We start from the raw sequence: 24,223 nt of genomic DNA, 5'->3' as shown, positions 1-24,223 counted from the left end.
TTACTAACTTTGTTTTCTAATTAATATATATTATATGAATATTCCTGCAGAATTAAAATACACTAAAGACCACGAGTGGGTTAAAATTGATGGTGACATTGCCACCGTTGGTATCACTGATTTCGCACAAAGCGAATTAGGCGACATTGTTTATGTTGATGTTGACACACTAGATGAAACTGTTGATAAAGACGAAGTTTTTGGTTCTGTTGAAGCTGTAAAAACGGTATCAGATTTATTTATGCCTTTGTCTGGTGAAGTCATTGAATTTAATGAAGACTTAGAGGACAGCCCTGAAAGTGTAAATTCAGATCCTTATGGAGATGGATGGATGATTAAACTTAAAATTAGCGACTCTTCGCAGATTGATAATTTATTAGATGCTGAAGCATATAAAGAAGTTATTGGAGCGTAACGCGTTAGCCGTTGCCATTTTTATAACCCTTTTAGTTACCCTTCTAAGTCTAATATCTCTAAAAGGGGTAGCTAAGATAAATGTTAGTAATTCTGATAAGTACGGACACTTTATAGCCTATTTTACTTTAGGAGTAAGTTGGCTTTATGCTTTTAGGTCACGTTTTAAAAGATGGCTTCATATTGTTGCATTACTTATTATTTTCGGCATGGTTCTTGAAGTACTTCAGGGAACTTTAACCACATATCGCACTGCTGACTGGCATGATGAAGTTGCAAATGCTTCTGGTGTGATTTTGGCATATTTGGTGTCTTATCTGTGGTTTATAAAACGAGAGAATTAAAAATAATTCTTGTATAAGTAAATTTATTTATTAAATTAGCAAAGAAATTAACACTATCTATCAATGGAAACTAAAAAAAGCCCAAAAGCAAATTTAGAAAATTACAGCAAGCTGTTTGTACAGTTAGGTCTGGTATTAGCATTACTTATTGTTTATGTAGGTATAGAATATAAAACGTTTGAAAGAGAGATCGACGATTTAGGTGTTCTTAACATGGGTGAAGAAGTAGAAGAAGACATTCCAATCACGGAACGTATAGAACAAATAAAACCGCCACCACCACCTCCACCAGCTCCTGAAGTTATTGAAGTTGTTGAAGATGAAAAAGAAGTGGAAGAAACCATGTTAGAATCAACGGAAACTGACGAAAATGAAGTTGTTGAAGTAGAAGAAATAGTTGAAGTTGTTGAGGCTGAAGAAGTCGCTGAAGATGTTCCTTTCGCTATTATTGAAGATGCTCCGATTTTCCCAGGTTGTAAAGGAAGTAAGGCTGAACTAAAAGCATGTCTTCAAAAATCTATTGAAAAACATGTGGGTAGAAAATTTAATACAAGCTTAGCTGGAGATTTAGGTTTAGATCCAGGTAAAAAGAAAGTATATGTTGTTTTTAAAATAGATAAAAGCGGTAATATTGTTGATGTTAGAGCAAGAGGACCTCATGCTAGATTAGAAAAAGAAGGAATTAGTGTAGTGAATTCATTACCTAAAATGATTCCTGGAAAACAACGTGGTAGACCAGTGGGTGTAAAATACACACTTCCAATTACTTTATTGGTAGAGTAATAAATACAACTAAAAAATATTCATTAAAAAAGGACTATCTTTTAAAAGATAGTCCTTTTTTTAATTATTAAAAGTTCAATTTAGTCAAATTTTAAATTCATTTTAGCATTTTTTAACTACTATTATTGAATAATTCGCAAAAACACCATCTTAATTGTTAAAAAAATAAAAATAACATATTCATTGTAATGTGTATATTTCAAAATTTTCTTCAAAGAATTCCCTAAAACATTGTTATATCTTGTTTCTTTTGGATTTTCTTATAAATATTTAACCAAACTGAATTTTAATATCCAATATGATATTTATCATTCTTTTTTTACTCTAGAATTAAGACCTTAGTACTGTTAAAAAGAAGTAGATAATCATATCCACTTAAAAATTAGTATTAAACTTAAATATTTATATTATGGAAGTTAAAAAGAATCCCAAAGCCAAATTAGAAAATTACAGTGGGTTATTTTTACAATTAGGTTTAGCACTTTCTTTACTCATTGTATATGTTTCCATACAACACAGGGTATATGAAAGATCGGTATCAGACCTTGCAGGTCTTATTATAGAAGAACAAATTGTAGAAGACATACCTATAACAGAAAGAATTGAACAAATAAAACCACCTCCACCACCTCCACCCGCACCTGAAGTTATTGAAGTAGTTACCGATGAAGCAGAAGTTGAAGAAACAATGCTTGAGTCAACAGAGATTGATCAAGACGATAAAGTTGAAGTTGTTGATATAGATCAGGTTGAAGAAGTTGTTGAAGAAGAAGTAGTTTTAGACGATGTTCCTTTTGCTATTATTGAAGATGCTCCAATTTTCCCTGGATGTAAAGGCAATAAAGCTGCATTAAAAAAATGTTTACAGGAAAAAATAATGGGTCATGTTGGTAAAAATTTCGACACCAACCTTACGAACGAACTAGGATTAGAAGCTGGTAAAAAAAGAGTAATTGTACTCTTCAGTATAGATCGTAACGGAAATATAAGCAAAGTACAAGCAAGAGGTCCTCATGCAAGATTAGAAAAAGAGGCCATTAGAGTTGTAAATTCTTTACCTAAAATGATACCTGCAAAACAACGTGGTATTCCTGTAGGGGTTAAATATACATTACCTATTACTTTAGAAGTAAGAATATAAACCATACGTTAGTTGCATAATTTCAATCTTGGTATGTTTATTGATGTTAACATAGTTTTAACACTTTAAACATACCATTATGAATTTTTCAAAACAAACCCAAAAAAATCAACCACCAACCGAGAAATTCTACCGCAGTTCAGCTCTTTTTATGCAGCTAGGCTTGGTATTAGCATTATTGATTGTTTATCTTTCTTTAGAGTACACGTCAACCAAAACCGTATTTGTTTTAGATAATGTAGTTCATGAAGAAGGCACAACATATGTTTTTTCTGCTCCACCCGACATTATAATTGAAAGAAACCAAGAGCCACGAGAAAAGTTAGTACCCAAAAAGGCTCCGCTTATTGATATTAACGTAGTTCCTGATGACACAAAAACTCCTGAAATTTTAGAGTTACCTGATAGTAACGAGAATCCAAAAAAATTAAATATTAGTGATATTGTCGAGATAGTCGAAGAAGGACCTATTCTTGAAGAACCTATTCCGTTTACAATTTTAGAAGAAGCTCCTATATTCCCTGGATGTGAAAACTTGAAAAACGAAGAGGCGAAAGCTTGTTTTACCAAGCAAATGACCAAATTTGTAAATAGAACGTTTGATGCAAGTATTGCTGAGGGATTGAACTTATCTGGTAAACAAAAAATTTATGCTCAATTTACTATTGGTAAAAATGGATTAGTAACTGATATTCAAATTAGAGCACCCCATAAAAGCTTAGAGAAAGAAGCTTTACGAGTCATAGAAAAGTTACCAGAAATGACCCCAGGTAAACAACGTAAAAAAGCAGTTCCTGTAAAATATACATTACCCATAATTTTCCAAATTGAATAGTCATTATTTAAAAATATACAATAATAAATCCCACAACCTTGTGGGATTTATTATTGTATTAAAATCGCTATTTTTGCATATTAAATAAATGACAAATGAACATTAATGAACACTTAGACTCTACCTATCTTAAAACTGCTGTACAAGCAGGTATTACAGAAGACGAAACACGTAAAAACGTAATTAAACTAATTGAGGAAGCTATTGCAGAAAATTTCAAATTAGTAATGATAAGACCAAAGTTTGTTTCACTTGCTAAAGAATTAATTACTAAAGCCAACAGTGATGTTCAAGTGGGGACAGTAATAGGGTTTCACGAAGGCACTTTTACTATTGAAGAAAAATTGAATGAAGCTAAAGAAGCAATTGAAAATGATGTTGATGAATTAGATTTTGTAATTAATTATCCTGCATTTTTAAATGGTAATATTAATCTGATAAAAAGTGAGGTTTTTAAATGCTCAAAACTCGGATTAGAAAATGACAAAATTGTAAAGTGGATTATTGAAATAGCGGCCTTATCAGACAATGAAATTATTGCCATTACTCAAATTATTAGAGATGTAATTTTAAGTAATTTCGGTGAAGAAAAGGCTTCAAGTGTTTATGTAAAATCGTCAACTGGCTTTTTTAAAACAAGTGATAATAAACCTTCTGGAGCTACATTTGAAGGTATGAAATTGATTGTGGAAAATGCCAAACCCTTACAAAGTAAAGCTGCGGGTGGAGTAAAGAGCTATGAAGATGCTGTTAAAATGATTAATTTAGGTGTAAACAGAATAGGCACTTCCGCTGCGAAAAGTATTGCTGACGGAGGTTCAACTAACGATAATTATTAATTTATGGAAAAATCAGATTTTTTTGCTCATAAGACTGCCGTTATAGATGACAATTGTAAAATTGGTAATGGAACAAAAATTTGGCACTTTAGCCATATCATGTCTAATTGTGTTATCGGTGAAAACTGTAGTTTTGGACAAAATGTAGTGGTATCACCAGATGTCATTTTAGGTAGTAATGTAAAAGTTCAAAATAACGTTTCAATTTACACCGGTGTTATTTGTGAAGATGATGTTTTTCTAGGTCCTTCAATGGTATTTACAAACGTTATTAATCCTAGGAGTGCAATTGCCAGAAAAGATGAATACAAAAAAACTATAGTAAAAAAAGGAGCTAGTATTGGAGCAAATGCGACTATTGTTTGTGGTAACTCTATAGGCGAGTACTCACTTATTGGAGCTGGTAGTGTTGTAACTAAAGAAATTCCCGCATATGCTTTAGTGGTAGGCAATCCTTCTAAACAAATTGGTTGGGTGAGTGAATATGGTCATCGCTTGAATTTTGACGCAAAAGGTTTTGCCATCTGTCCTGAGAGTAAAGAGAAATATCAGTTAAATAATAATAAAGTAGCCAAAATATATTAATACCTTTGCCAAAATTTAACAAAATTAGTATTGAATGAGCGTCCAGAAAGGACACTGAGTTAAAATTACGAATTCCAACACATAGCAAAAAGTAAAAAATAGGTTGGTGAAAATAAATTTAAATGAAATATATCATTATAGTTATCCTTCTTATCTCTTCAAACGTCTTGCTTGGACAAGAAGATATTTACCCTATTTATAAGGGCTGCGATGCTGCAAGCGAAACTACTTTAGCTTCTTGTTTTAATCAAAACTTGACAAAAGATGTATTAGCAGAATTTAAAGTCTCAAATAATGTAACATCCGACAACTACAAAGGTACAGTTAACGTAATATTTATAGTTACCAAAACTGGTGATTTTGAGGTTTTATATGTACGCTCCGCGTATAAGGAATTAGAAGCAGAAGCGAAAAGAGTTTTTGCACTTTTACCAAAAGCTCAGCCAGCAACTTATAATGGCAGAGCTATTGATATGCGATTTGGACTTCCAATTCAAATACCATTAGGCTCACAACCCACTCCTGGAAAAATAACCAAAGAAATTACTAAAGAAAATGTCGTAGTAAATACACCAACGATACCAGTAACTCCACAAACAACTCCTACCCCACTCAATCCAAATACTCAAAAGAAAGACATTCAAACCGCTGTAGTAAGTACTTATTTTCCGGAACATCAAAGTGAACTTAACATTCCATTTTCGCATAGCACCTATGATGAGTTAAGTTATTACTATGATCAAAACGACAACTCACATACAGGTTTTAAACCTTTTTTATATAGCGAAACTTCCAAATATGTAGACTTAGACCTGCAAAAAACGATTTTGTTTAAGGATAAATCCTCAAAATGGGGAAAGAAATTATGGAATGAGCATTTTTTCAAAGTACAAAAAGAAGATTATTGGTTTACTATTGACCCACTTTTTGATTTGCAAATTGGTAAAGACAATTCAAACGATGTTGATTATACTTACAACAACACGAGAGCCATTCAAATTCAAGGTGGTTTGGGTAAAAACTTCAACTTTTCAGCTTCTATTTACGAAAGCCAAGGTCGCTTTGCTGATTATGTAAACGACTTTGCAAGAGCCAATAAAGGTACTGAATCATATGGGCTAGTGCCTGGCCGTGGTAAGGCTAAGATTTTTAAAACCAATAGTTTTGACTATCCTGTTGCAGAAGCCTATTTAACCTATACTCCGAGTAAATTTTTCAATTTCCAATTTGGACATGGTAAAAATTTTGTTGGTGATGGATATCGTTCCTTAATGTTATCAGATGCGGCATCTTCTTATCCTCATTTAAAAATTAGCACACAATTTTGGAAAATAAAATACACCAATACATGGATGTGGCTTGATGATGTAAGACCTTCTGTAAATGTGGATAATTTAAGTGCTAGGAAATTTGTAGCCATGCACCATCTAAGCTATAATGTTACCAAAAGATTAAACGTGAGCCTATTTGAAGCTGCGATTACTAAAAAGGGTGAAAATAACGGGTTTGACATCAACTACTTTAATCCTATTATTTTTTACAGAGCCGTTGAGTTTTCAAGAGGATCTCGAGGAGGTAACGCCATTATCGGATTAGGTACAAAATATAAAGTTTCTGATAATTTTTCTACCTATACACAATTCGTATTGGATGAATTAACAATTGGGAAAATATTTGATGGAAGTGGCTATTGGGCCAATAAATTTGGCATACAAGTGGGTGCAAAGTATTATAATGCCTTTAATGTCGATAATTTATACTTACAAGGAGAATTTAACGTAGTTAGACCATATACCTTTTCTCATAAAGACCCTATCTTGAATTACGCCCATTATAATCAACCGTTGGGACATCCTTGGGGAAGCAATTTTTGGGAGTTTGTGGCCATTGCACGTTATAAGAAAGACAGATGGTTTGGTAGTGCTAAAATAAACATGGGGAATAAAGGTTTTGATATTAATGGTTTAAACTATGGTGGTAACATTTATCAAAGTTATGAAGACAGAACTGGTGATACCGGAATAGAATTGTTACAAGGTAATAATACCAGAATTTTTATTGCAGACTTTCAAGGTGGATACTTAGTGAACCCCGCAACAAACACGAAATTATTTGCAGGAATTATCTTTAGAAAATTCAATCCGGCTCAGGCTATAACAGATACGGCCATTGATAATTCAACATGGTTTACTTTTGGATTAAAAGCAGACTTATTTAATTGGTATTTCGATTTTTAAGATGAAGTATAAAATAGTAACAGGTATACTATTTTTTATGATCAACTTAACATTGTGGGCTCAAAAAGAGGGGCACACTTCTCTACATATCGAGTATTTCTATGGTACTATTCTTAAGCACAAGAATAAAGTTTCACATCTGGCAATTACCAATCCAGATGGGTTTATTTTAAGTTACAATCATAAAACAACTCCGAAGAACAATAACTTGGCAGCGTATAATTTTCCTGATTGGGGAATTTCTTTTATCTATCATAATTTTGACAATGCAGTGTTGGGTACAACATTTACAACTCAACTTAATTATTCGTTATATTTTGGCAATAGAGCTCGTAAAAATCTTTTTTATATAAAGCTAGGACAAGGCATTTCGTATAATACAAATCCTTTTGATTTAGAAACCAATAATAAAAATATCGCTTTTGGTTCTCATTTATTAGCGAACACAACACTCGGTATTAATTATAAACATAAAAAGGTTTTTAATGCCTTTGACGCCACCCTCGGCTTAATGCTTTCACATTATTCTAATGGAACCATAAAGTCTCCTAATTTAGGACTTAACACACTTTCGTTAACAACAGGTATTAGTTATAATTTTGATGTCGATAACCCCATTGATTATACGCAATCAACTAATCTGAATAATAGCAACGATAAAGAAGGAATAAAACTTAATTTACAATTGAGTGGCGGTATAAACAGTGCAGGGAATTTAGGCACAAAACAATTCCCATTTTATGTTGGAACTGTTTATCTAGACAAAAGACTTAATAGAAAAAGCATACTGCAATTTGGTAGTGAACTATTTATTTCAAAATTTTTAAAGGAATTGATTACCTACAACGCAGTGGCATTTCCTGAATTTCCAGAGGAAGATGGAAATTCAGATTATAAGCGTGTGAGTTTGATGATTGGACATGAATTAGATATCAATAATTTTTCGATAATTACACAACTAGGATACTATGTATATTATCCCTACAAATACGAAACTAGATATTATGAACGTGTAGGTGTTAAAAAATATTTTGGACAAAAATGGTTTGCAACAGCATCCATTAAGGCTCATTTATTTTTAGCAGAATCAATTGATTTAGGTATTGGTATAAGACTTTAATTCTTAGAATTAAAGTAGTGTCTGAAAGTTATTTTTAAATGAGATTTCAATTGAATTCTCAAGTTTGATATATGATTCAATAATGAAAAAACAGATTTTAAGTATTGTAATTTTTCTACTCACCTTAGGATGCTCTGATCATACTTCTGACTGTTTATCATCGTCAGGAACGGAAGTTATTAAATTGGTAGATTTATCAAGTTTTTCTAAGATAATTGCCCATGAAGGAATCCGTTTGGAAATAAAACAAGGATTGGAAAACACACTTCAAATAAAGTATGGCGAAAATTTAATTGATAATATTTCTGTAACAATTACTGATGGTATATTATCTATAGAAAACAGTACTTGTAACCTATTTAGAGACACCAACCCTGCTCAATTAATATTGACTGCTATCGATATTACCGAAATTAGAAACGCATCACAATTTACAATTTCAAGTACAGAAATTTTAAAGTTCAACTCTATTACGTTGTTTTCTGAAGACTATTATTTACCAACCGAAAATGTTGGTGATTTTGACCTTATTATTGACAATAACCATTTAAATATTATATCTAATAATGTATCCAATTTCACAATAAAAGGTAAAACAAATAATTTGTTTGTAGGATTTTATGCGGGCGAAGGTAAGTTTAACGGTGAGAATTTAGAAGCTCAAAATGTGGATGTTTTTCACAGAGGAATTAATACCATGATCGTTAATCCTATTCAAAAACTAACTGGAGAAATAAGAAGTGTAGGCGACCTAATCTCATTAAACAAACCGCCTTTAGTTGAGGTAAAAACCTTTTATAATGGTAAATTAATTTTTAAATAAAAAAGCCTTCACGAATACTACATAAAGGCTTTTAAAAACTAATTCAAATATAATATCATTTAGGAACTTCCAATTTCGAAAAATCGATTGACGGAGCTATTCCATTTGCTTCTCTTGTAAATTCTGAATCAATAGATGTGGTTTCACTAAAAAATCCACAATTTTTCATAAAAAACGTACTGCCTTCAACTCCACCAGCATAATCTAACCGAGCTTCTTTCCTTGCCGTTGCATCTGCTGTAAATTTAGCAGTGGTTAACTCAGTCCACACACCGTCTTTTGTATAAACCCATTGATTTTGATAATTCCCTTTTCTAGAAATATTACCAGTATCTGGTATAAAGTTTTCTAAGAAAGAGTATACATTTTGTAAATACCTACTCGTATGTGGTCTTCGAAAACTGGCAATCAAATTCCAAGTATCTTTTTCTGGATCGAAAAAATAAGCTGTATAATCTGTTGAATTATTTACTGAAGGAACTCCTTTTAATAAAAACTTATAGGTTTTATCTGCTTTCCAATTAAAGACTTTATAGCTTTGTCCTCCAGACCCTTCGTTGCCAAATTCACCTGAAGTAACTCCTTCGCCTTTACCCAATAAAATAATTTTATAATCATCCGGTATTTCCTTTGGATTCTGCGTTTCGTATGGGCTCCAAACAGAAAATAAAATACGTCGTTCTGTTTCTGAATTTACTTGAATACCAAAATAGCCATCCTTAAAACCATTTGCCATAAAATAGGATCCTAATGCGTCTTCTCCTTTTGGTATTTTAATTTCGTTATAGAACCAAACAACATCTTTGTTTTTAGGTATTTTGTAAGATAAATGCACTGAAGGTCCTCTACGTCCAAAATAAAAATCGTCTTTTATAAAATAAACCTTGCCTTCTGTGGCCGGACCTCCAATTAGTACCTTATTTATATTTGCAATATATTTTCCAGACTTTCCTATCCCCTCTATTTCAACATAATTATATCCCTTCTTTATATCAAAAACACCCACTGCAATCTCCATATATTCAGAACTATTCAATGTCACAGTCTCGGATTTATTGCCAATGGTAACTTTAATTGTGGAAGTACCATCAGGTACATTTGCATTCAAACCCAGATGTAACTTACCAGATGTATCCGTTTTAAAATATGTACGAATTACAGTTTTTAAATTTGTCCAGTTATTAATTACTGAATCTCTAAGCATGTTGGAATTTTCAGAACTATTGTTATGTATCCAACTATTACCACTTGCAGGAATTTCAATTGAAAAACTTAACTTTTCATTTTGAGTACTTTGGTTTTCAGACGACTTTGACTGACAAGAAATAAGTACAAAAAGTGTTACAAAATAAATGAATCTCATGAGTATTAGTTATTCCTTAAAATTTATTTGTTTTTAAAAGGCACTTTTACGATTACCGTTTCGCCCCTTCCCTTGTCATTCGCTCTACTCTGTATTGTCCATAAGTCAATTCCATTATCACCATCTATCGCAGTACCACTATAATCTCCCCAGGCAACTCCGTCAGTAGCCCCAGTACCTTCACCTAACTTCACAATTTCTCTTAATTGACCTGCTGGGTCCTTGGCATATCTAAAAGCCATTCTTGGACTAATAAACATGTTCTTATTCGTTTCTTGAAAACCAACCAACACATCATTATTCTTGTTTACACCAATGGTCGTTTGAATATAGTTGGTATTCTTATCATAAATTAAACCTGTTTGAACTATGGAACCATCTAATTTTACTTGATGCCACTGAACGGCTGAATTTCCTTTGTAATTAATAGCTTGCGAAAACCATAAAAATCCATTTTGCAAAACTAAATTTTTAGGATTTCTATCCCCTGAAGAAGTAACTTGATCAGTTCCTTTTTGCGGTGATTTAGGAGGGTAACCAATATTTTTTAAACCATGTTTCTTTTTACTTACTACTTGGCTAACTGGCGAACCTGTTTCATCTTCGGTAACTTTTGTTATTACAAAATATTCTTTTACAATTTTAAAAAAATAGAGATCGTCTGTGCTGTCTTGTGTAAATACAGGATGGCCTAATGTACCAGGGAAATGGTAAACTGTAGCTGTTTTTCCGCTTTTAGCTTCACTCATCTTCATTACAAAAGTTCTATCTTCACCTCCTGGAAAAGAATACCCAACCCATTTTTTACTATAACCAATACCACCACCATCAACGCCTTTTGAGGCAGAAACCGGATAAATATTCCAAGCACCTCTAGGGTCACTTGTTTCTGAAATGGCAATATTAACTGGCTTTACTTTAGCTTTATCCCAATATACCCAAAGATCAAAACCAAAAACTTTGTTATGAGCATCATAAAAAAGCTTCGGATCTATACCGTTATTAAAACATTTTTGTGATGCACCATCTATATAATTACCTTGTTTGTCATAAATTACCAAACCGTTATTAGTTCCATGAAAAACAAAACCTCCTCCAACTGCAATTTGTGGATCAACTTGTCTATTACCGTCTAAAGAACCATCAAATTGCAAATATCCATTTTGTATTCTTGGATTGCCACCTTGCACTCTTTGTTTACACAGTGAATCTCTAAAAACAGCTTTATGAATAGGTACTACAACCTCTGTTCGTGAAGGCTTAACGACTTTATTAACCACATCACTTTGTTCTTGTGCAACACTTATTAAACTAACAAGAAGCAGCGTTATTAAACTAAAATATATTTTTTTATGCATTATTTTCAATTGTTTAATACCCTTTGAATATCAGAATTCAAAGGGTATTCATATGGTGAAATTTTTATTCTTTAAGCTTCGTATACGGTATTTTCATTTTAATTTCCCAAGTACCTGAGTCATTAATTTTAATACCCCATCTTATGTAGGCTCTGTTTCTTATTTCTCCCGTATCAGGATCAATATAATCAGACCAATCTTTAGCACCATTATCTGCTTCATAGGCATCTTTATCTACTGTAAATGCATTTGTAGTAGTTAAATAGTACATTAAGTATGAGCTGCTACCTGAATAATTTCTAGCATATTGTGGAAAGGGTGGTGCTGGTAAAGAAAATGTAGTACTTGTTGCATCCGTTGTAGTCTCTGTAGAGTTATCATGATAATTCTGCAAATAACTAGAACCAGAAGGATAAAACACTACTTCCTCAGGGTTTAATGCCTCACCATAACTATCGGCAATTATCATTTTCACATTAACACCTACAGCAGGTTCATTACTCGTTTTTAATACGGTAATATATGGATGTGTGCCATCTAAAACACTTGGCACTTCATCATCATTACCATTACTAATAACGGATGTATAGCCAATATCAAATGCTCCTCCTCCTTTACCTAATTGTAATCTCGATCTCATTTCGGTAGGAAATTCAACAGCCTCAAATGGTAATAATTTTACAACCACAAAATCATCTAACTGACGTTCTCCATTTACGTTTTTTACTTTTACGTTTATTTTAAAAATATCACCGTCAACAAATTTGGTAGCTTGTGTAAAAGCAATTTCACCACTGACTGAACTTATTAAAACAGAAGGTTCTTGTGTTTGTTCAATTTTGGCTTGTGCCAGTTCTAATGTAGTGTCCGTTTCTGGATTATACGCAGAAGTCCAAGTTGTTATTTCATGTTCCTCAAATAGAGCTTGAGTTGGAGTACCACTAGCATCTGTAATACTTGTAATTTCCCATTCCAAAGGATAGGTAGAGCCTTCTGCGGCAGGTGCTGCCGCTAGTTTAAAGACACCGCGTGGTACAAAAATAGTGTCTTCAAGAGCGTGTATATCATCACTTATGTAGCCTACTTCTGGTGGAGTACAAGAAGCAAACGCAATAGCAATTATTAAAGTAGTTAATATTTTTTTCATTTGTTATTTTATTAAGATTTAAAATTGAAACTCTTATTAATCTTTATGATTATTTAGGGTCATAATTGAACAACACATAACTTCCTTGAAGTACATGTACTACTCCATTAGTGGTTGAAATATTAGAAGTTCTAATTAAATACTTCTTATCATCACTATTTCCATCATCCCAAGCCTCCCAATCGTCTCCTACTTTATAGGTAAAATAAACGTATTCAGGAAAAGTTTCTAATTGCCCTGAGTAATTGTCAGTAGGTTCTAAGGAAATTCTTCTTTCTTCACCGTTTAACGCTGTTAATACTTCACCTTCTTTAGTCATATTTTCACGTTTAATTTTACCAGGAAAAATAAAACCGCCCATGTACTTTTTCAATGTATCTACATGAATGTCATTTACGGTAAACTGTGCTTGCGGATCTTCGTTTCTCATTACCTCTAATACTTTATTTACATAAAGTTTAATTGACGTATTGTTCGGAGCAAAAAGAGTGTTTTCTCCGTTTACTTCTGTGGTCATACCTGCTTTTTCAATAAGAATTGCCAAGGTATCTAACTGCTTATGTGATTTAATGAAATCGAAAGTGGTAGCATTTACATTTTCGTCACTAATACCACCATCTACCAAATAATCATCACTATTACAAGCATAAAGCGTTACAAAAACTAAGATTATCAAGCCTATGTTTTTCATTTTTTTATATGTATTTAATGGATATTTCATCTTGTTATTTTTTATAATGTTATTTTATATTATAAAGCTCCTCTCCAATATTCTGTTTGTACAATAGATGGATTATTTGTAATAATTGAAGGGTCAATTGGCCAAAAATATCCTTTTTTAGCAATTCGACTTTGGTTCATCCATGGTACACCTTCATAATAATTCATTCTAATACGATCATAAGCTGATTTACCCTCACCTACAAATTCTATAGCTCGCTCATCAAAAATGGCTTTCATAAGACTGTCATCATCAGTAGCTCCATTATAATTAGGTACATTCGCTTTACTTCTAACCATATTTAAATCAGCTACTGCAAGACCTGTTGCACCTGACCTTGCTTGTGCTTCTGCTCTTAGCAAATACATATCAGCCATACGAAATAAAACAATGTTAGACTCAGAAAATAGAGCATAAGCATCTTCAGAATTAGGATCAGCAGATGAATGCGAATATTTTAACGGAAATGAGTTACTGCTGCTTTCGTAATCATAGAAAAATAACTCTTTACGGATATCATTTTCTCTATCATCATCTTCATTCATCATTTCTTTTCCATAAAAATCTGGATCTATAGTTGGAGCTACACCCGTATTTTCAGTTTTCCAAATAGGGTAATTCAATGTAAGTCCGGTATAATGACCGTCATTACTTTCCATTCTAAACGATTCGTTCATATCAGCACTCACATTAATTTCAAACAAACCTGTTTTTGACTGACCGATGCACATGGCATCAAAACCATCTTTACCTTCGGTTACATAATCGATTAATTCAGCACCACTATTATTAATTGCAGATGTTGCAGCTTCAATAGATTGTTGAACCATATCTGAATTGTTATTATCTCTAGAGGCATACCAAAGGGTTAAACCTGCTTTTAAAGCTTCTGCACTCCCTCTGTTAGCCGTAATAGCCCAATTTGTATTGCCTGGAGCTGAATATTCTAATAACCCTATAGCTTTATTAGTTGCTTCTAAAGCAAAATCTAATACTTCTAGTTCATTAGATCTTGGAATTCTAACAATAAACCCATCTTCACCAAGTAATTGGTCAGATGATTCTACCGACTCGGTAACAATAGGCACATCTCCCCAAATACGAGCCATCCAATAATAAGAGAGTCCTCTGACAAAAGCTGCTTCACCAATTATTCTGTTTTTCTCTTCAACTGAAGTAAAAAGATTATCAGGCATATCAGCCACATATTTTTCAATGGTTAATGCCCAGTTCGCTGCTCTATAGAAGTTTTTCCAGTTACGACTATTATCTCTATAGGCCAACACATAATTACCGCTGTTTTCTATGTAATCTGAAATCCAGTTACGGCTATTCATAAAGGTCATACCTGGTAATTCACCCCAGTAAATAAAATTAGCTTGATAGGTAATGGCATATTTGAATAAACCATAGCTCCCGGCTAACGCTTGTTCTGCATTCGGTTGACTGTCCCAAAAAACAGCGGGATGTGTAATACTTACAGGTTCTTGATCTAATATATCGGTACAGCTATAAGTGCTGAATAAACATATGATCATGGTAAAAAATGTATATTTTTTTATGTTTTTCATTTTCTTATTTTTAAAATTAAAATTTTGCATCGATACCTATTGAAAATGTCTTCGCCTGAGGATATCCATTACCCAACGTTCGCCCTGTAGCATCTACCAAAGAAGCATCAACAACAGCTTTAGAGCGTTGCCACATCCATGGGTTTAATACAGAACCATACACACGCAATCTACTCAACCCGATGTTCTTTAAAAAGTTGCCTTTATCAAAAGTGTAACCAACTGATGCATTGGTCACTTTCCAATAATCACCACTTTCTATCCACAGGGACTGATTGCCTCTAAATCCGTAAAATGCACCTAAGCTACCCACTGATGGATATAGTGCTGGATAACGTGCTCCAGCAGCACCATCACCCGGTTGATCCCAAAAAGAATAACCACTTAAATCAGCCAATCCTTGTGTTGCCCATCCATCACCACCTCTATCATAAGAATCCATATAACTATTTAATACAGTATTTAAAATATCTGCACCGAAAGAAAATTGACTATAGGCTTGTAAATACCAACCTTTATACTTCAAGTTGACGTTAAATGAACCTTGCACATCTGGTGTTGGAGAAAAATCTCTTGCTAATTGAAGATCGTGGGTCTCATTTAAAATATAATCACCATTTAAATCTTTCCAAATAGGAAAACCTGGTCGTATATTTGCCCATGCACTTTTACCTGCTAAGGCTTCACCTGTATATGGATTAACAGGAAGTTGGCTTAAATCATCAATGATATAGTCATTAATAAATAATTGGTAAATGTTAATTGGTTTACCTACTACGTAACCATACCCTGCCCCAGTATAATCTCTATTACCATTAGGTAATTTGGTAACATAATTCTTGTTTTGACTAAAACCTACATCAAATGATAAACGAAAGTCGTTCGTTCTAGGAAAAACATGATAGGTTAAAAAAGTTTCCCAACCATAATTTAAAATACCTGCTACATTGGTTTTTGCGGCATTATAACCAGAATATCCTGGAAATAAAACATCAAAAAATAATTTATCCGTTTGTTTATGGTAAGCGTCAAAACTAATACTTAAACGTCGTTTAAACATATCTAATTCGAACCCAATATCCCATTGCTCAGAATTTTCCCACGACAATTTATCATTACCTATGGCATCGTAATTTGGAATAACTCCCGTAACACCGCCATATGAAGAAACGTTCATCTGATTAGTCCAATACCAATTTGGTGAAGCACCACCATAACCTAAATTATAAGAACCAAATCTTAAATAGTTTTCAGGAAATTGTTTCCCATTGATACCCCACGTAAATTTAAGCTTACCAAAATCTACAAAGTCACCAATGATAGATTCTAAAAATGGCTCTTTTGAAAATATCCATGCCGCTGATAAGGCAGGAAACTTTGCCCAACGTACATCAGTACCGAATCTTGAAGAACCATCAATACTAAAATTACCACTAAATATGTACCTATCTTTATATTTATAACTGGCTCGTGCAAAATAAGATAACAAAGCATTGGCACTTATATCGGTGTACCCCGAAGTTTCTTCTTGACTATATCTACCATTAATGACTTGAATAGCATCACTACCAAAACCAATCGCAGATATACCCATATCTTCATACTGATTATAATCTACCTTGTTCCCTAAAATTGCTGTTACTTCATGATCTTCTCCAAAGTTTTTAAAATAACTTAAGTATAAATCAGATGATAAATTTTTTCTAGTATACAGTGCGTAACTTGCAAAACCATCACTATTTGAACGAATAGTGGACGGTTCATAAAAATTCTTTTTATTACTACTATATACAAAGGTTAATTGCGAATTTAACGTTAAGCCGTCAATAAGATCCAAGGTTGCAAAATTTGAAAAAGTAGTAGAGAAAGCTTTATCTGTATTCAATTTGTCTGTTAATTCACCACTTAAAGATTTTATCTTGTCATCACTAATATAAAATAAGGAAGAGTTCAAAGAACCTGGATCAACGGGTAGAGCAGAGTTTAAACTGAAGGAACCTTGGTAGGGATTACCTTGCCCCGTTTGATTGTCAGTAAAAAAAGCATTGATTCTAAATTGATTTTTAAATCTAGAGCCTACTTTAAAGTTCATATTTGCAGACAATGTATACCTTGTAAAACCGGTACCTTTTATTACACCCTCATTATCAGAATAACCTAATGACAATCTATAATTAGATTCCTCACTACCACCACGAACACTCATATTATAATGTTGTGTTATGGCCGCCTTATAAAACATACCTTGATAATCTATATTATTATTAAAAGCAGGGTTTAAACTATCTGAAAGTACCATGGGTACATTACCATTTTGCACTTCTGCTGGCTGCCACCATCGGTCAATCATATTCCATTTTTCTCTTCGCTCAGCGGCACCGACCAACATAGGTACTAATTCTGGTTTCGGTTGCACACCAACACTTGCTGAAAATGAAAATTCAGGTTTATCCATTGCTTTACCCCCTTTAGTAGTAATGATAATTACTCCATTAGCACCACGTGAACCATAAATAGCAGCGGCAGAGGCATCTTTTAAAATATCTATACTTTGAATATCACTAGGATTTAACGACGCCAAAAAATCGACATTTGAAACATTATATCCCGCTAAATCTTCTAAAGATGTTTGTACACCATCAATAACATACAAAGGATTACTAAAAGCGGTATTTGCATCTAAATTACCTCCAATACTCGTATTTCCACGAATTACCAGCGATTGTCTCGATCCAGGAGCCCCACTCATTTGAACATTTTGAATACCTGTAGATTGTGTTGCTAATAAAGCAGAAACCGTCACTACTGGTATCCCTTCAATTTTTTCAGCACTTATACTAGTAATTGCTCCAGTAACATCTTCTTTACGTACACTCTGGTAACCAATTAATACAATATCATCTAAAGTTGTAGCTTCTGATGCTAATACAATTTTAAATTCAGTTTTATCGCCAACTTTTATCTCTTGGTCTTTAAAACCAATAAAAGTAATGTGCAAAATAGATTCTGGCCCTGCCACTTTAATGGAGAAATTTCCATCAAAATCAGACACTACTCCATTAGACGTACCCTTTTCTAAAATGGTCGCTCCGAGAACTAGATCTCCGGTATCGGCATCTGTTACTGTTCCAGTCACCTCTATTTTAGCTTGCTGTGCATAAGCAGAAACGAGAAACAGCGATAAGAATAAGGAAAATAATAGTTTCTTCATAAGTTTGTTTTTAAGTTAGTATTCATTTTAAGGTTAGTTAATAAGTATCTTTAATCCAGTTATATGGTTTTCTTTTAATCCAATTTCCTCTCGTAAAATCAGGAAAATCTTGTGGCTCTCCATTATTTTCAATAGACAATTCTGAAAGTGGTGTAATAGCACTCCACGCTGCAGCATCATAAGCATCCATTGGAGGTGCAATATTTTCTTTTGCAGATTCAATAAATGAATTGATTACAAAAAAATCCATACCGCCATGACCAGCACCTAAGGCATGTTCACCATATTTTTTCCATAGTGGATGGTCATATTTTTCTAACCATTCTTTTGAATCATCCCAAGCATGAGGTGTTTTTGCCTGTCCTTCTATATAGATTCTGTCTCCATCTTTTTCCCAAAGACCTTTTGTTCCTTGAACTCTAAACCCTAATGAATAGGGTCTTGGTAAGTGTACATCATGTGTTACAATTATGGTTTCACCATTTGCAGTTTCTATGGTTGATGTTATAACATCTCCCATTTTAAAATTCACTTTTGCATTCGGGTGATTTTCTCCTCCATTCTCAACTATATAATTATGCATCCCTCTACTTTTGGTAGCATGAGAAGTCAATGAAACAAGTCGATTTCCTCTATTAACATCACACATAACTGCTATTGGACCAACACCATGTGTAGGATATACGTCTGCATTTCTTAATACAGAATGTTGTGTTCTCCAAGCCGCTTCTGAAATTCCTTTATCTCCAAACTCTACCCCTTTACCATAAGCAGATTTCCCATCATTTAGCATTACAAAACGTAAGTCATGTTGATAACCACATCTAAAATGGACCATTTCACCAAAGACATTTTGCTTCACCATATTGAGTACTGCTAAAACATCTCTACGATAGTTTACATTTTCTAAAATCATTAAATGCGAGCCTGTTTGCTCATGGGTGTTTACCAAATCCCAACATTCTTCCATTGTGTTGGCTGCTGACACTTCTACTCCTGTATACTTACCAGCTTTCATAGCATCAACTGCCATGCGTGTATGCCATAACCAAGGGGTCGCAATAATCACTGCATCAACTTCTTTTAAGTCCAGTAAATTTTTATAATCATTATCATTTTTTCCAAAAACTTTCACTTTTGGATGGTTATGTTTCTTTATCTGCTCTTCCGCAATTTTTATTCTATTGGGGTCTATATCACATATAGCCGTAACTATAACATCTTCTCGTTGCAGCAAATTATTTAAGTGATTGGTACCTCTCAGTCCAACACCTATTAATGCAACTTTTAGTTTGTCTTTTTTAAGACTAAAACCATATGTCATATTTGGTAATACTGAAATTCCGGCACCAATTATGGCTGTTTTTTTGATAAAGTTTCTTCTTGAATTCATAATATTGTAAAGTTATTTTAACCTTTTTTTAACATTGTCAAATATTAGGATTTCAAAATCATTTTTGGTGGAAATTTTAAGCAAATAGCTCCATTATTGAGATTAAAACATGTACTACGCTCAATTTTTACACTTTTTTGCAGAAAATTTACACTTTGATTGAATTTTATATATATTTACCTTTATAGAAACTATACTTCGATAGATTTAATAAATAAGAAAATTTGATAAGATTTAAACTGCCAATATTAATTTGTTCTCTTTTATTTTCTCTGGGTTCAATAGTAGCTCAAAACAATACAAACTTTAAACATTTGTCACCTGCTACTGACAACAGTTTAATAAACGTTTCAGAGACTATTCAAGATCCTTTGGGTACAATATGGATGGTTTGTAATAGTGGAGTTTTACTGTACGACGGGTATGATTATACTCTTATAAAAAATGAAATTATTTTTCCTGGACGAAATAAAAATGATCGCATAAAAACAATTGTAAAAGATGCCAATAATAGCATATGGATCTTATCAAATTTAGGATTGGTAACAAAATATCGATACAATAAGTGTAACTATCAAAATGTAACTACTAGTGTATTAAAAAACAATATGATCTCTGCTATTCTCACTACACAGAATAGCGTTTGGATGGCTTCTAAAAATGGAAGTATTTTTAGATATAGAAATTCAACTCTTGATAGTATTACTACTGTTACCAATAACGGTATTGCAGTTAAAAATGTGTTTGACATCGAAGTAATAACAGAAAATCAATTGTATATAAGCACAGATGATGGTAAAATTTATAATTACAACTTAGAAAGCAAAAGGTCAAGTGAATTAGTTGGTCCCTTTTCAAATTTCCCAGGAGCCCTCATTTTAACTACCGATGCACTTAATAGACTTTGGATTGGAACAGAAACGTTTGGGTTATTTGTATATGACTTACAGAAGAAACAATTTATTCAAGAATCTCTTTTTAAAGGCAATACTTATAATATTGACCAAGAACTCTTCTTTACATTTTTTAAGGATAGCGACGGTATTATATGGGCTGGAACAGATGGTGCTGGTTTATATAAAATAAATCCAATTAATGGTAAAATAGATGTTTTTACAAAACAAGATGCTAATGAATTTTCACTTAGTAGTAACACCGTTTTAAATATTAGCGAAGACAACCATAAAAACATTTGGGTTTCCACAAATTATGGTAAACTGAATGTGTTACCGCATACAAGTGAAAACATAAACTATCATTCTGGATCAGAGAATAACAAACCTGTTAGAGTTTTAAGCATATTCAAAAGCTCTTTAAATACGTTATGGGTTGGAACAGATGGGTTCGGACTGACAAAAATTAAGTTTAATACGGATGGGTCTACCGAGGAAAGTCAGTACTTCAAAAAAAACAAGTTAACCAAAGGTTTTTATGTGCAATCTATTACTGAAGATAGCAATGGAAATATTTGGTTTGGTACCTATAAAAATGGGCTTTGGGTGTATAAACCAAAAAGTAATCGTTTCAAGAAAATAAATATTTTCAATTCCAAAAAACATGAGGCCACCGATGTTAGAACCGTTTTTAACGATTCTAAAAACAGAATTTGGGTTAGCTCTAATGTTTCTTTAAATGTATATAACACAGCGTTTGAATTGATTGCTTCTTTTGAGAATAATTCTAATGGGCTTAAAGGTACAATTGCAGAAAGCATCAATGAAGATAAAGAGGGTACTATTTGGTTTGGTATGTTTAAAAATGACTTAACTGAATTCAGTGAAAACACTTCAAACATCCAGTTTTCAACATTTATTGGTCATACCAATCTTCCCTCAAAAGAAAGTCATAAATTATTCTCAATTAGATCAGCAACTGCTACTACACAAGACAACATATGGTTAATTAACGCGGACGGGAGGCTTATCAATTACAATATAAAAGATAATACTTCTACGGACTATGAACAACTAAAAAATAGCCTTGAGCATCGTTTTGTAAGTCTAGTTGCTGAAGATAAAGACAATATTTGGATGGGTTCAAACAATGGTCTTTATCATTTAAACTTAAAAAATGACTCCATAAAAACATATTATAGTACCGATGGATTACAAGATAATATGTTTTTAGCACGAAGTGCCTATAAGGATAAAGATGGGTTGTTATATTTTGGTGGTATTAAAGGGTTTAATTATTTCAATCCTAAGAATTTAACTGAGAAAAAATCAAATCCCACTTTATTTATAAATTCAATTGAAGTTCTTAATAAACCTGTTGAAACAATTGTACCAGATCAAACCACATCAGGTATTTTTAATATAAAAAAGTTAGAACTAAAAAATGATCAATCCTCTTTTTCTTTCAAATTCTCTGCGATAGACAACATTTTAAACCCCTCATTTTCTTATGCTTATAGACTTAAAGGCTTTGATAAAGATTGGATAATAAGCCACTCCGAACGTATTGCTACGTACACTAACATACCGTCAGGTGAATATACGTTTGAGGTAAAATCAGGTACAAAAAAAGGAATTTGGGACATCGCTCCAAAGAGCATTGACATAAAAATAACACCACCTATTTGGAATAGTAGTATGGCATATATCATCTATGCTCTTTTATTAGGCATAATTGCATTAGCTATTAAAAGGTGGTTTACATTGAGGAAAAGGTTGTTTTTAGAAAAAGTAGTAAACAAAAAAGAACAAGATTTACATCGATTAAAAATGGATTTTTTCACCAAAATGTCACATGAAATCCAAACGCCACTTACTTTAATCTTAGGCCCACTTGATAACATGAAGTTAAGGGCAACAAATGATGGTAATCTTTTATTAAAACAACGACTAGATATCATTTCGAATAACACTGAAAGGCTTTCAAAAATTGCAAGAGAATTAACGTTGGTGAGAAACAAAGAATTAGGTAAACTTAAACTAAATGTTTCTGAAAACATTTTATGCAAACATATTAGTGACATTGCTGTATCATTTAAAGAAATGGCAAGGATTAAACATATTGATTTTAACATAAACTGCCCTAATCAATTAGATTACGCTTGGTATGATAAGGATAAAATAGAGCATGTTATATATAATCTATTATCAAACGCATTTAAATTTACCCCAGATAATGGAGCCATCAATCTTAATGTTGTTTATATCGAATCAGATAAATCTATAAAATTATCCATTTCTGACTCCGGTTCTGGAATGCCTAAAGCTGAGTTGACAAAAATATTCGAACTCTTTTATCAATCACATTCTACACAAAAATACAAAGGTACAGGTATAGGCTTGGCACTAACTAAAGAATTGGTAAACCTACATAATGGAAAAATCAGCGTAGACTCGACACCCAATAAAGGTACTACATTTAATGTGCTGATACCTATTACCGAAGATGCCTATGATAAAAATGATAGAATAACCACCGATAAGGAGGATGAACCAAAATTAATAACAAAAAAACAGGATATAATTGCCCCCTCTAACCTTAATTTTCATCATAAAACAATTTTAGTTGTTGAAGATAACGTTGAATTACAACAACTTTTAAAGGACTTACTATATGAAACCTACACTATTATTATTGCCAGTAATGGAGAAGAAGGATATGATATTGCAAAAAACAAATTACCAGACATCATATTAAGCGATGTAATGATGCCTAAATTAGGAGGTGTTGAGATGTGTCAAAAATTACAAAAAAATACTTCAACCGCCCATATACCGATAATATTACTTACCGCAAAAAATTCAATCAGTGCAAAAATTGAGGGCCTCTCGTCAGGTGCTATTGAATATATCAATAAACCCTTTAACACGTCAGAGTTATTATTAAAAATAAAAAACATTCTTGCTACTAAAGAACAAATTATTTCTAAATATAGAAAAGAAGTCTTGAGCTCTCCAGAAATAAAGATTGAAAAGACAAAGGATGAACTGTTTTTAGAAAGTCTTGTAAAAACGATAAATCAGAATTTAGATAATACAGATTTTAAAGTTGAAGAATTAGCTGAATCACTAAATATGGGCTATTCTAGTTTATACAGAAAATGTCAAACACTTACGGGGCATAGTTTAGTTGATTTTGTACGTATCTTACGAATGAAAAAGGCGGCAGTTTTAATTGCTAAATACGGATATTCAATAAACGAAACAGCCTACCTTACTGGCTTTAATGATCCTAAATATTTTTCTAAATGTTTTAAAGCCTACTTTAAAAAAACACCAGGTGTTTTTAAAAAAGAAGCAAATAAGACTGGAATTGATAGTTTCTTAAAAAATTATAAATTAGAAAACATAGGTTAACTCTAAATTGTTTAATTAATCTATTGTA

At 32.7% G+C, this 24,223-nt stretch carries 18 protein-coding genes; 11 read left to right on the top strand and 7 right to left on the bottom strand.

The features are described from left to right. The first annotated feature begins 34 nt into the window (after positions 1–34). The 10 genes from gcvH (at position 35) to FF125_RS03365 (ending at position 9,121) form a co-directional block, all read left to right on the top strand. On the top strand, positions 35–415 hold the full coding sequence (gene gcvH / locus FF125_RS03410; RefSeq protein WP_138948462.1) for a glycine cleavage system protein GcvH: 381 nt from the start codon (positions 35–37) through the stop codon (positions 413–415). Beyond that, the gene (locus tag FF125_RS03405) at positions 381–758 is read left to right on the top strand and encodes a VanZ family protein (protein WP_138948461.1); all 378 of its coding nucleotides are present in this window, start codon (positions 381–383) and stop codon (positions 756–758) included. The genes gcvH and FF125_RS03405 overlap by 35 nt, the downstream gene beginning before the upstream one ends. 63 nt (positions 759–821) lie before the next feature. Next, positions 822–1,541 carry an energy transducer TonB gene (locus FF125_RS03400; protein WP_138948460.1) on the top strand — a complete coding sequence of 240 codons (720 nt, stop codon included), beginning with the start codon at positions 822–824 and terminating at the stop codon, positions 1,539–1,541. 409 nt (positions 1,542–1,950) lie between these two features. Then, positions 1,951–2,682: an energy transducer TonB gene (locus tag FF125_RS03395; protein ID WP_138948459.1), complete on the top strand. Its 732-nt coding sequence runs from the start codon at positions 1,951–1,953 to the stop codon at positions 2,680–2,682. A gap of 79 nt (positions 2,683–2,761) precedes the next feature. Further along, positions 2,762–3,517, top strand: coding sequence for an energy transducer TonB (locus FF125_RS03390; RefSeq protein WP_138948458.1), 756 nt, complete (start codon positions 2,762–2,764; stop codon positions 3,515–3,517). 95 nt (positions 3,518–3,612) lie between these two features. Continuing rightward, positions 3,613–4,356 carry a deoxyribose-phosphate aldolase gene (gene deoC / locus FF125_RS03385; RefSeq protein ID WP_138948457.1) on the top strand — a complete coding sequence of 248 codons (744 nt, stop codon included), beginning with the start codon at positions 3,613–3,615 and terminating at the stop codon, positions 4,354–4,356. Between the two features lie 3 nt (positions 4,357–4,359). After that, on the top strand, positions 4,360–4,941 hold the full coding sequence (locus tag FF125_RS03380) for an acyltransferase (protein WP_138948456.1): 582 nt from the start codon (positions 4,360–4,362) through the stop codon (positions 4,939–4,941). 122 nt (positions 4,942–5,063) lie between these two features. After that, complete coding sequence (locus FF125_RS03375) at positions 5,064–7,178, top strand: energy transducer TonB (protein ID WP_138948455.1); 2,115 nt, start codon at positions 5,064–5,066, stop codon at positions 7,176–7,178. 1 nt (position 7,179) lies between these two features. Beyond that, complete coding sequence (locus FF125_RS03370; protein WP_138948454.1) at positions 7,180–8,298, top strand: acyloxyacyl hydrolase; 1,119 nt, start codon at positions 7,180–7,182, stop codon at positions 8,296–8,298. 82 nt (positions 8,299–8,380) lie between these two features. Further along, on the top strand, positions 8,381–9,121 hold the full coding sequence (locus tag FF125_RS03365) for a head GIN domain-containing protein (protein ID WP_138948453.1): 741 nt from the start codon (positions 8,381–8,383) through the stop codon (positions 9,119–9,121). A gap of 55 nt (positions 9,122–9,176) precedes the next feature. On the opposite strand, the gene FF125_RS03360 is transcribed toward FF125_RS03365, so the two are convergent. The 7 genes from FF125_RS03360 to FF125_RS03330 form a co-directional block, all read right to left on the bottom strand. Next, the gene (locus tag FF125_RS03360) at positions 9,177–10,484 is read right to left on the bottom strand and encodes a DUF3472 domain-containing protein (RefSeq protein ID WP_138948452.1); all 1,308 of its coding nucleotides are present in this window, start codon (positions 10,482–10,484) and stop codon (positions 9,177–9,179) included. Between the two features lie 23 nt (positions 10,485–10,507). After that, positions 10,508–11,842 carry a hypothetical protein gene (locus FF125_RS03355; RefSeq protein ID WP_138948451.1) on the bottom strand — a complete coding sequence of 445 codons (1,335 nt, stop codon included), beginning with the start codon at positions 11,840–11,842 and terminating at the stop codon, positions 10,508–10,510. Positions 11,843–11,906: 64 nt separating this feature from the next. After that, on the bottom strand, positions 11,907–12,989 hold the full coding sequence (locus tag FF125_RS03350; RefSeq protein ID WP_138948450.1) for a DUF5007 domain-containing protein: 1,083 nt from the start codon (positions 12,987–12,989) through the stop codon (positions 11,907–11,909). 49 nt (positions 12,990–13,038) lie between these two features. Next, on the bottom strand, positions 13,039–13,710 hold the full coding sequence (locus FF125_RS03345; protein ID WP_138948449.1) for a fasciclin domain-containing protein: 672 nt from the start codon (positions 13,708–13,710) through the stop codon (positions 13,039–13,041). Between the two features lie 29 nt (positions 13,711–13,739). After that, complete coding sequence (locus FF125_RS03340) at positions 13,740–15,281, bottom strand: RagB/SusD family nutrient uptake outer membrane protein (protein WP_175418857.1); 1,542 nt, start codon at positions 15,279–15,281, stop codon at positions 13,740–13,742. A gap of 16 nt (positions 15,282–15,297) precedes the next feature. After that, complete coding sequence (locus tag FF125_RS03335; protein ID WP_138948447.1) at positions 15,298–18,492, bottom strand: SusC/RagA family TonB-linked outer membrane protein; 3,195 nt, start codon at positions 18,490–18,492, stop codon at positions 15,298–15,300. Between the two features lie 37 nt (positions 18,493–18,529). Beyond that, on the bottom strand, positions 18,530–19,885 hold the full coding sequence (locus tag FF125_RS03330) for a Gfo/Idh/MocA family protein (protein ID WP_138948446.1): 1,356 nt from the start codon (positions 19,883–19,885) through the stop codon (positions 18,530–18,532). A 224-nt stretch (positions 19,886–20,109) separates the two neighbouring features. Here FF125_RS03330 and FF125_RS03325 point away from each other — a divergent pair, with 224 nt between their 5' ends. Further along, a complete protein-coding gene (locus tag FF125_RS03325; protein ID WP_138948445.1) occupies positions 20,110–24,195 on the top strand; it encodes a hybrid sensor histidine kinase/response regulator transcription factor in 4,086 nt (1,361 codons plus the stop codon). Positions 24,196–24,223 lie beyond the last annotated feature (28 nt).

Origin of the sequence: Aureibaculum algae, from assembly GCF_006065315.1 — a bacterium.
GTDB classification, from domain to species: domain Bacteria; phylum Bacteroidota; class Bacteroidia; order Flavobacteriales; family Flavobacteriaceae; genus Aureibaculum; species Aureibaculum algae.
This window is presented reverse-complemented; position numbering and strand designations above follow the sequence as displayed.

Bases quoted from the DNA above. Each gene is read 5' to 3' on its own strand.
- FF125_RS03375 (WP_138948455.1), top strand. From the start codon at position 5,064: ATGAAATATATCATTATAGTTATCCTTCTTATCTCTTCAAACGTCTTG.
- FF125_RS03330 (WP_138948446.1), bottom strand. From the start codon at position 19,885: ATGAATTCAAGAAGAAACTTTATCAAAAAAACAGCCATAATTGGTGCC.
- FF125_RS03345 (WP_138948449.1), bottom strand. From the start codon at position 13,710: ATGAAATATCCATTAAATACATATAAAAAAATGAAAAACATAGGCTTG.
- FF125_RS03380 (WP_138948456.1), top strand. From the start codon at position 4,360: ATGGAAAAATCAGATTTTTTTGCTCATAAGACTGCCGTTATAGATGAC.
- FF125_RS03400 (WP_138948460.1), top strand. From the start codon at position 822: ATGGAAACTAAAAAAAGCCCAAAAGCAAATTTAGAAAATTACAGCAAG.
- FF125_RS03350 (WP_138948450.1), bottom strand. From the start codon at position 12,989: ATGAAAAAAATATTAACTACTTTAATAATTGCTATTGCGTTTGCTTCT.
- FF125_RS03365 (WP_138948453.1), top strand. From the start codon at position 8,381: ATGAAAAAACAGATTTTAAGTATTGTAATTTTTCTACTCACCTTAGGA.
- FF125_RS03395 (WP_138948459.1), top strand. From the start codon at position 1,951: ATGGAAGTTAAAAAGAATCCCAAAGCCAAATTAGAAAATTACAGTGGG.
- FF125_RS03355 (WP_138948451.1), bottom strand. From the start codon at position 11,842: ATGCATAAAAAAATATATTTTAGTTTAATAACGCTGCTTCTTGTTAGT.
- FF125_RS03335 (WP_138948447.1), bottom strand. From the start codon at position 18,492: ATGAAGAAACTATTATTTTCCTTATTCTTATCGCTGTTTCTCGTTTCT.
- FF125_RS03405 (WP_138948461.1), top strand. From the start codon at position 381: ATGCTGAAGCATATAAAGAAGTTATTGGAGCGTAACGCGTTAGCCGTT.
- FF125_RS03340 (WP_175418857.1), bottom strand. From the start codon at position 15,281: ATGAAAAACATAAAAAAATATACATTTTTTACCATGATCATATGTTTA.
- FF125_RS03370 (WP_138948454.1), top strand. From the start codon at position 7,180: ATGAAGTATAAAATAGTAACAGGTATACTATTTTTTATGATCAACTTA.
- deoC (WP_138948457.1), top strand. From the start codon at position 3,613: ATGAACATTAATGAACACTTAGACTCTACCTATCTTAAAACTGCTGTA.
- FF125_RS03360 (WP_138948452.1), bottom strand. From the start codon at position 10,484: ATGAGATTCATTTATTTTGTAACACTTTTTGTACTTATTTCTTGTCAG.
- FF125_RS03390 (WP_138948458.1), top strand. From the start codon at position 2,762: ATGAATTTTTCAAAACAAACCCAAAAAAATCAACCACCAACCGAGAAA.
- gcvH (WP_138948462.1), top strand. From the start codon at position 35: ATGAATATTCCTGCAGAATTAAAATACACTAAAGACCACGAGTGGGTT.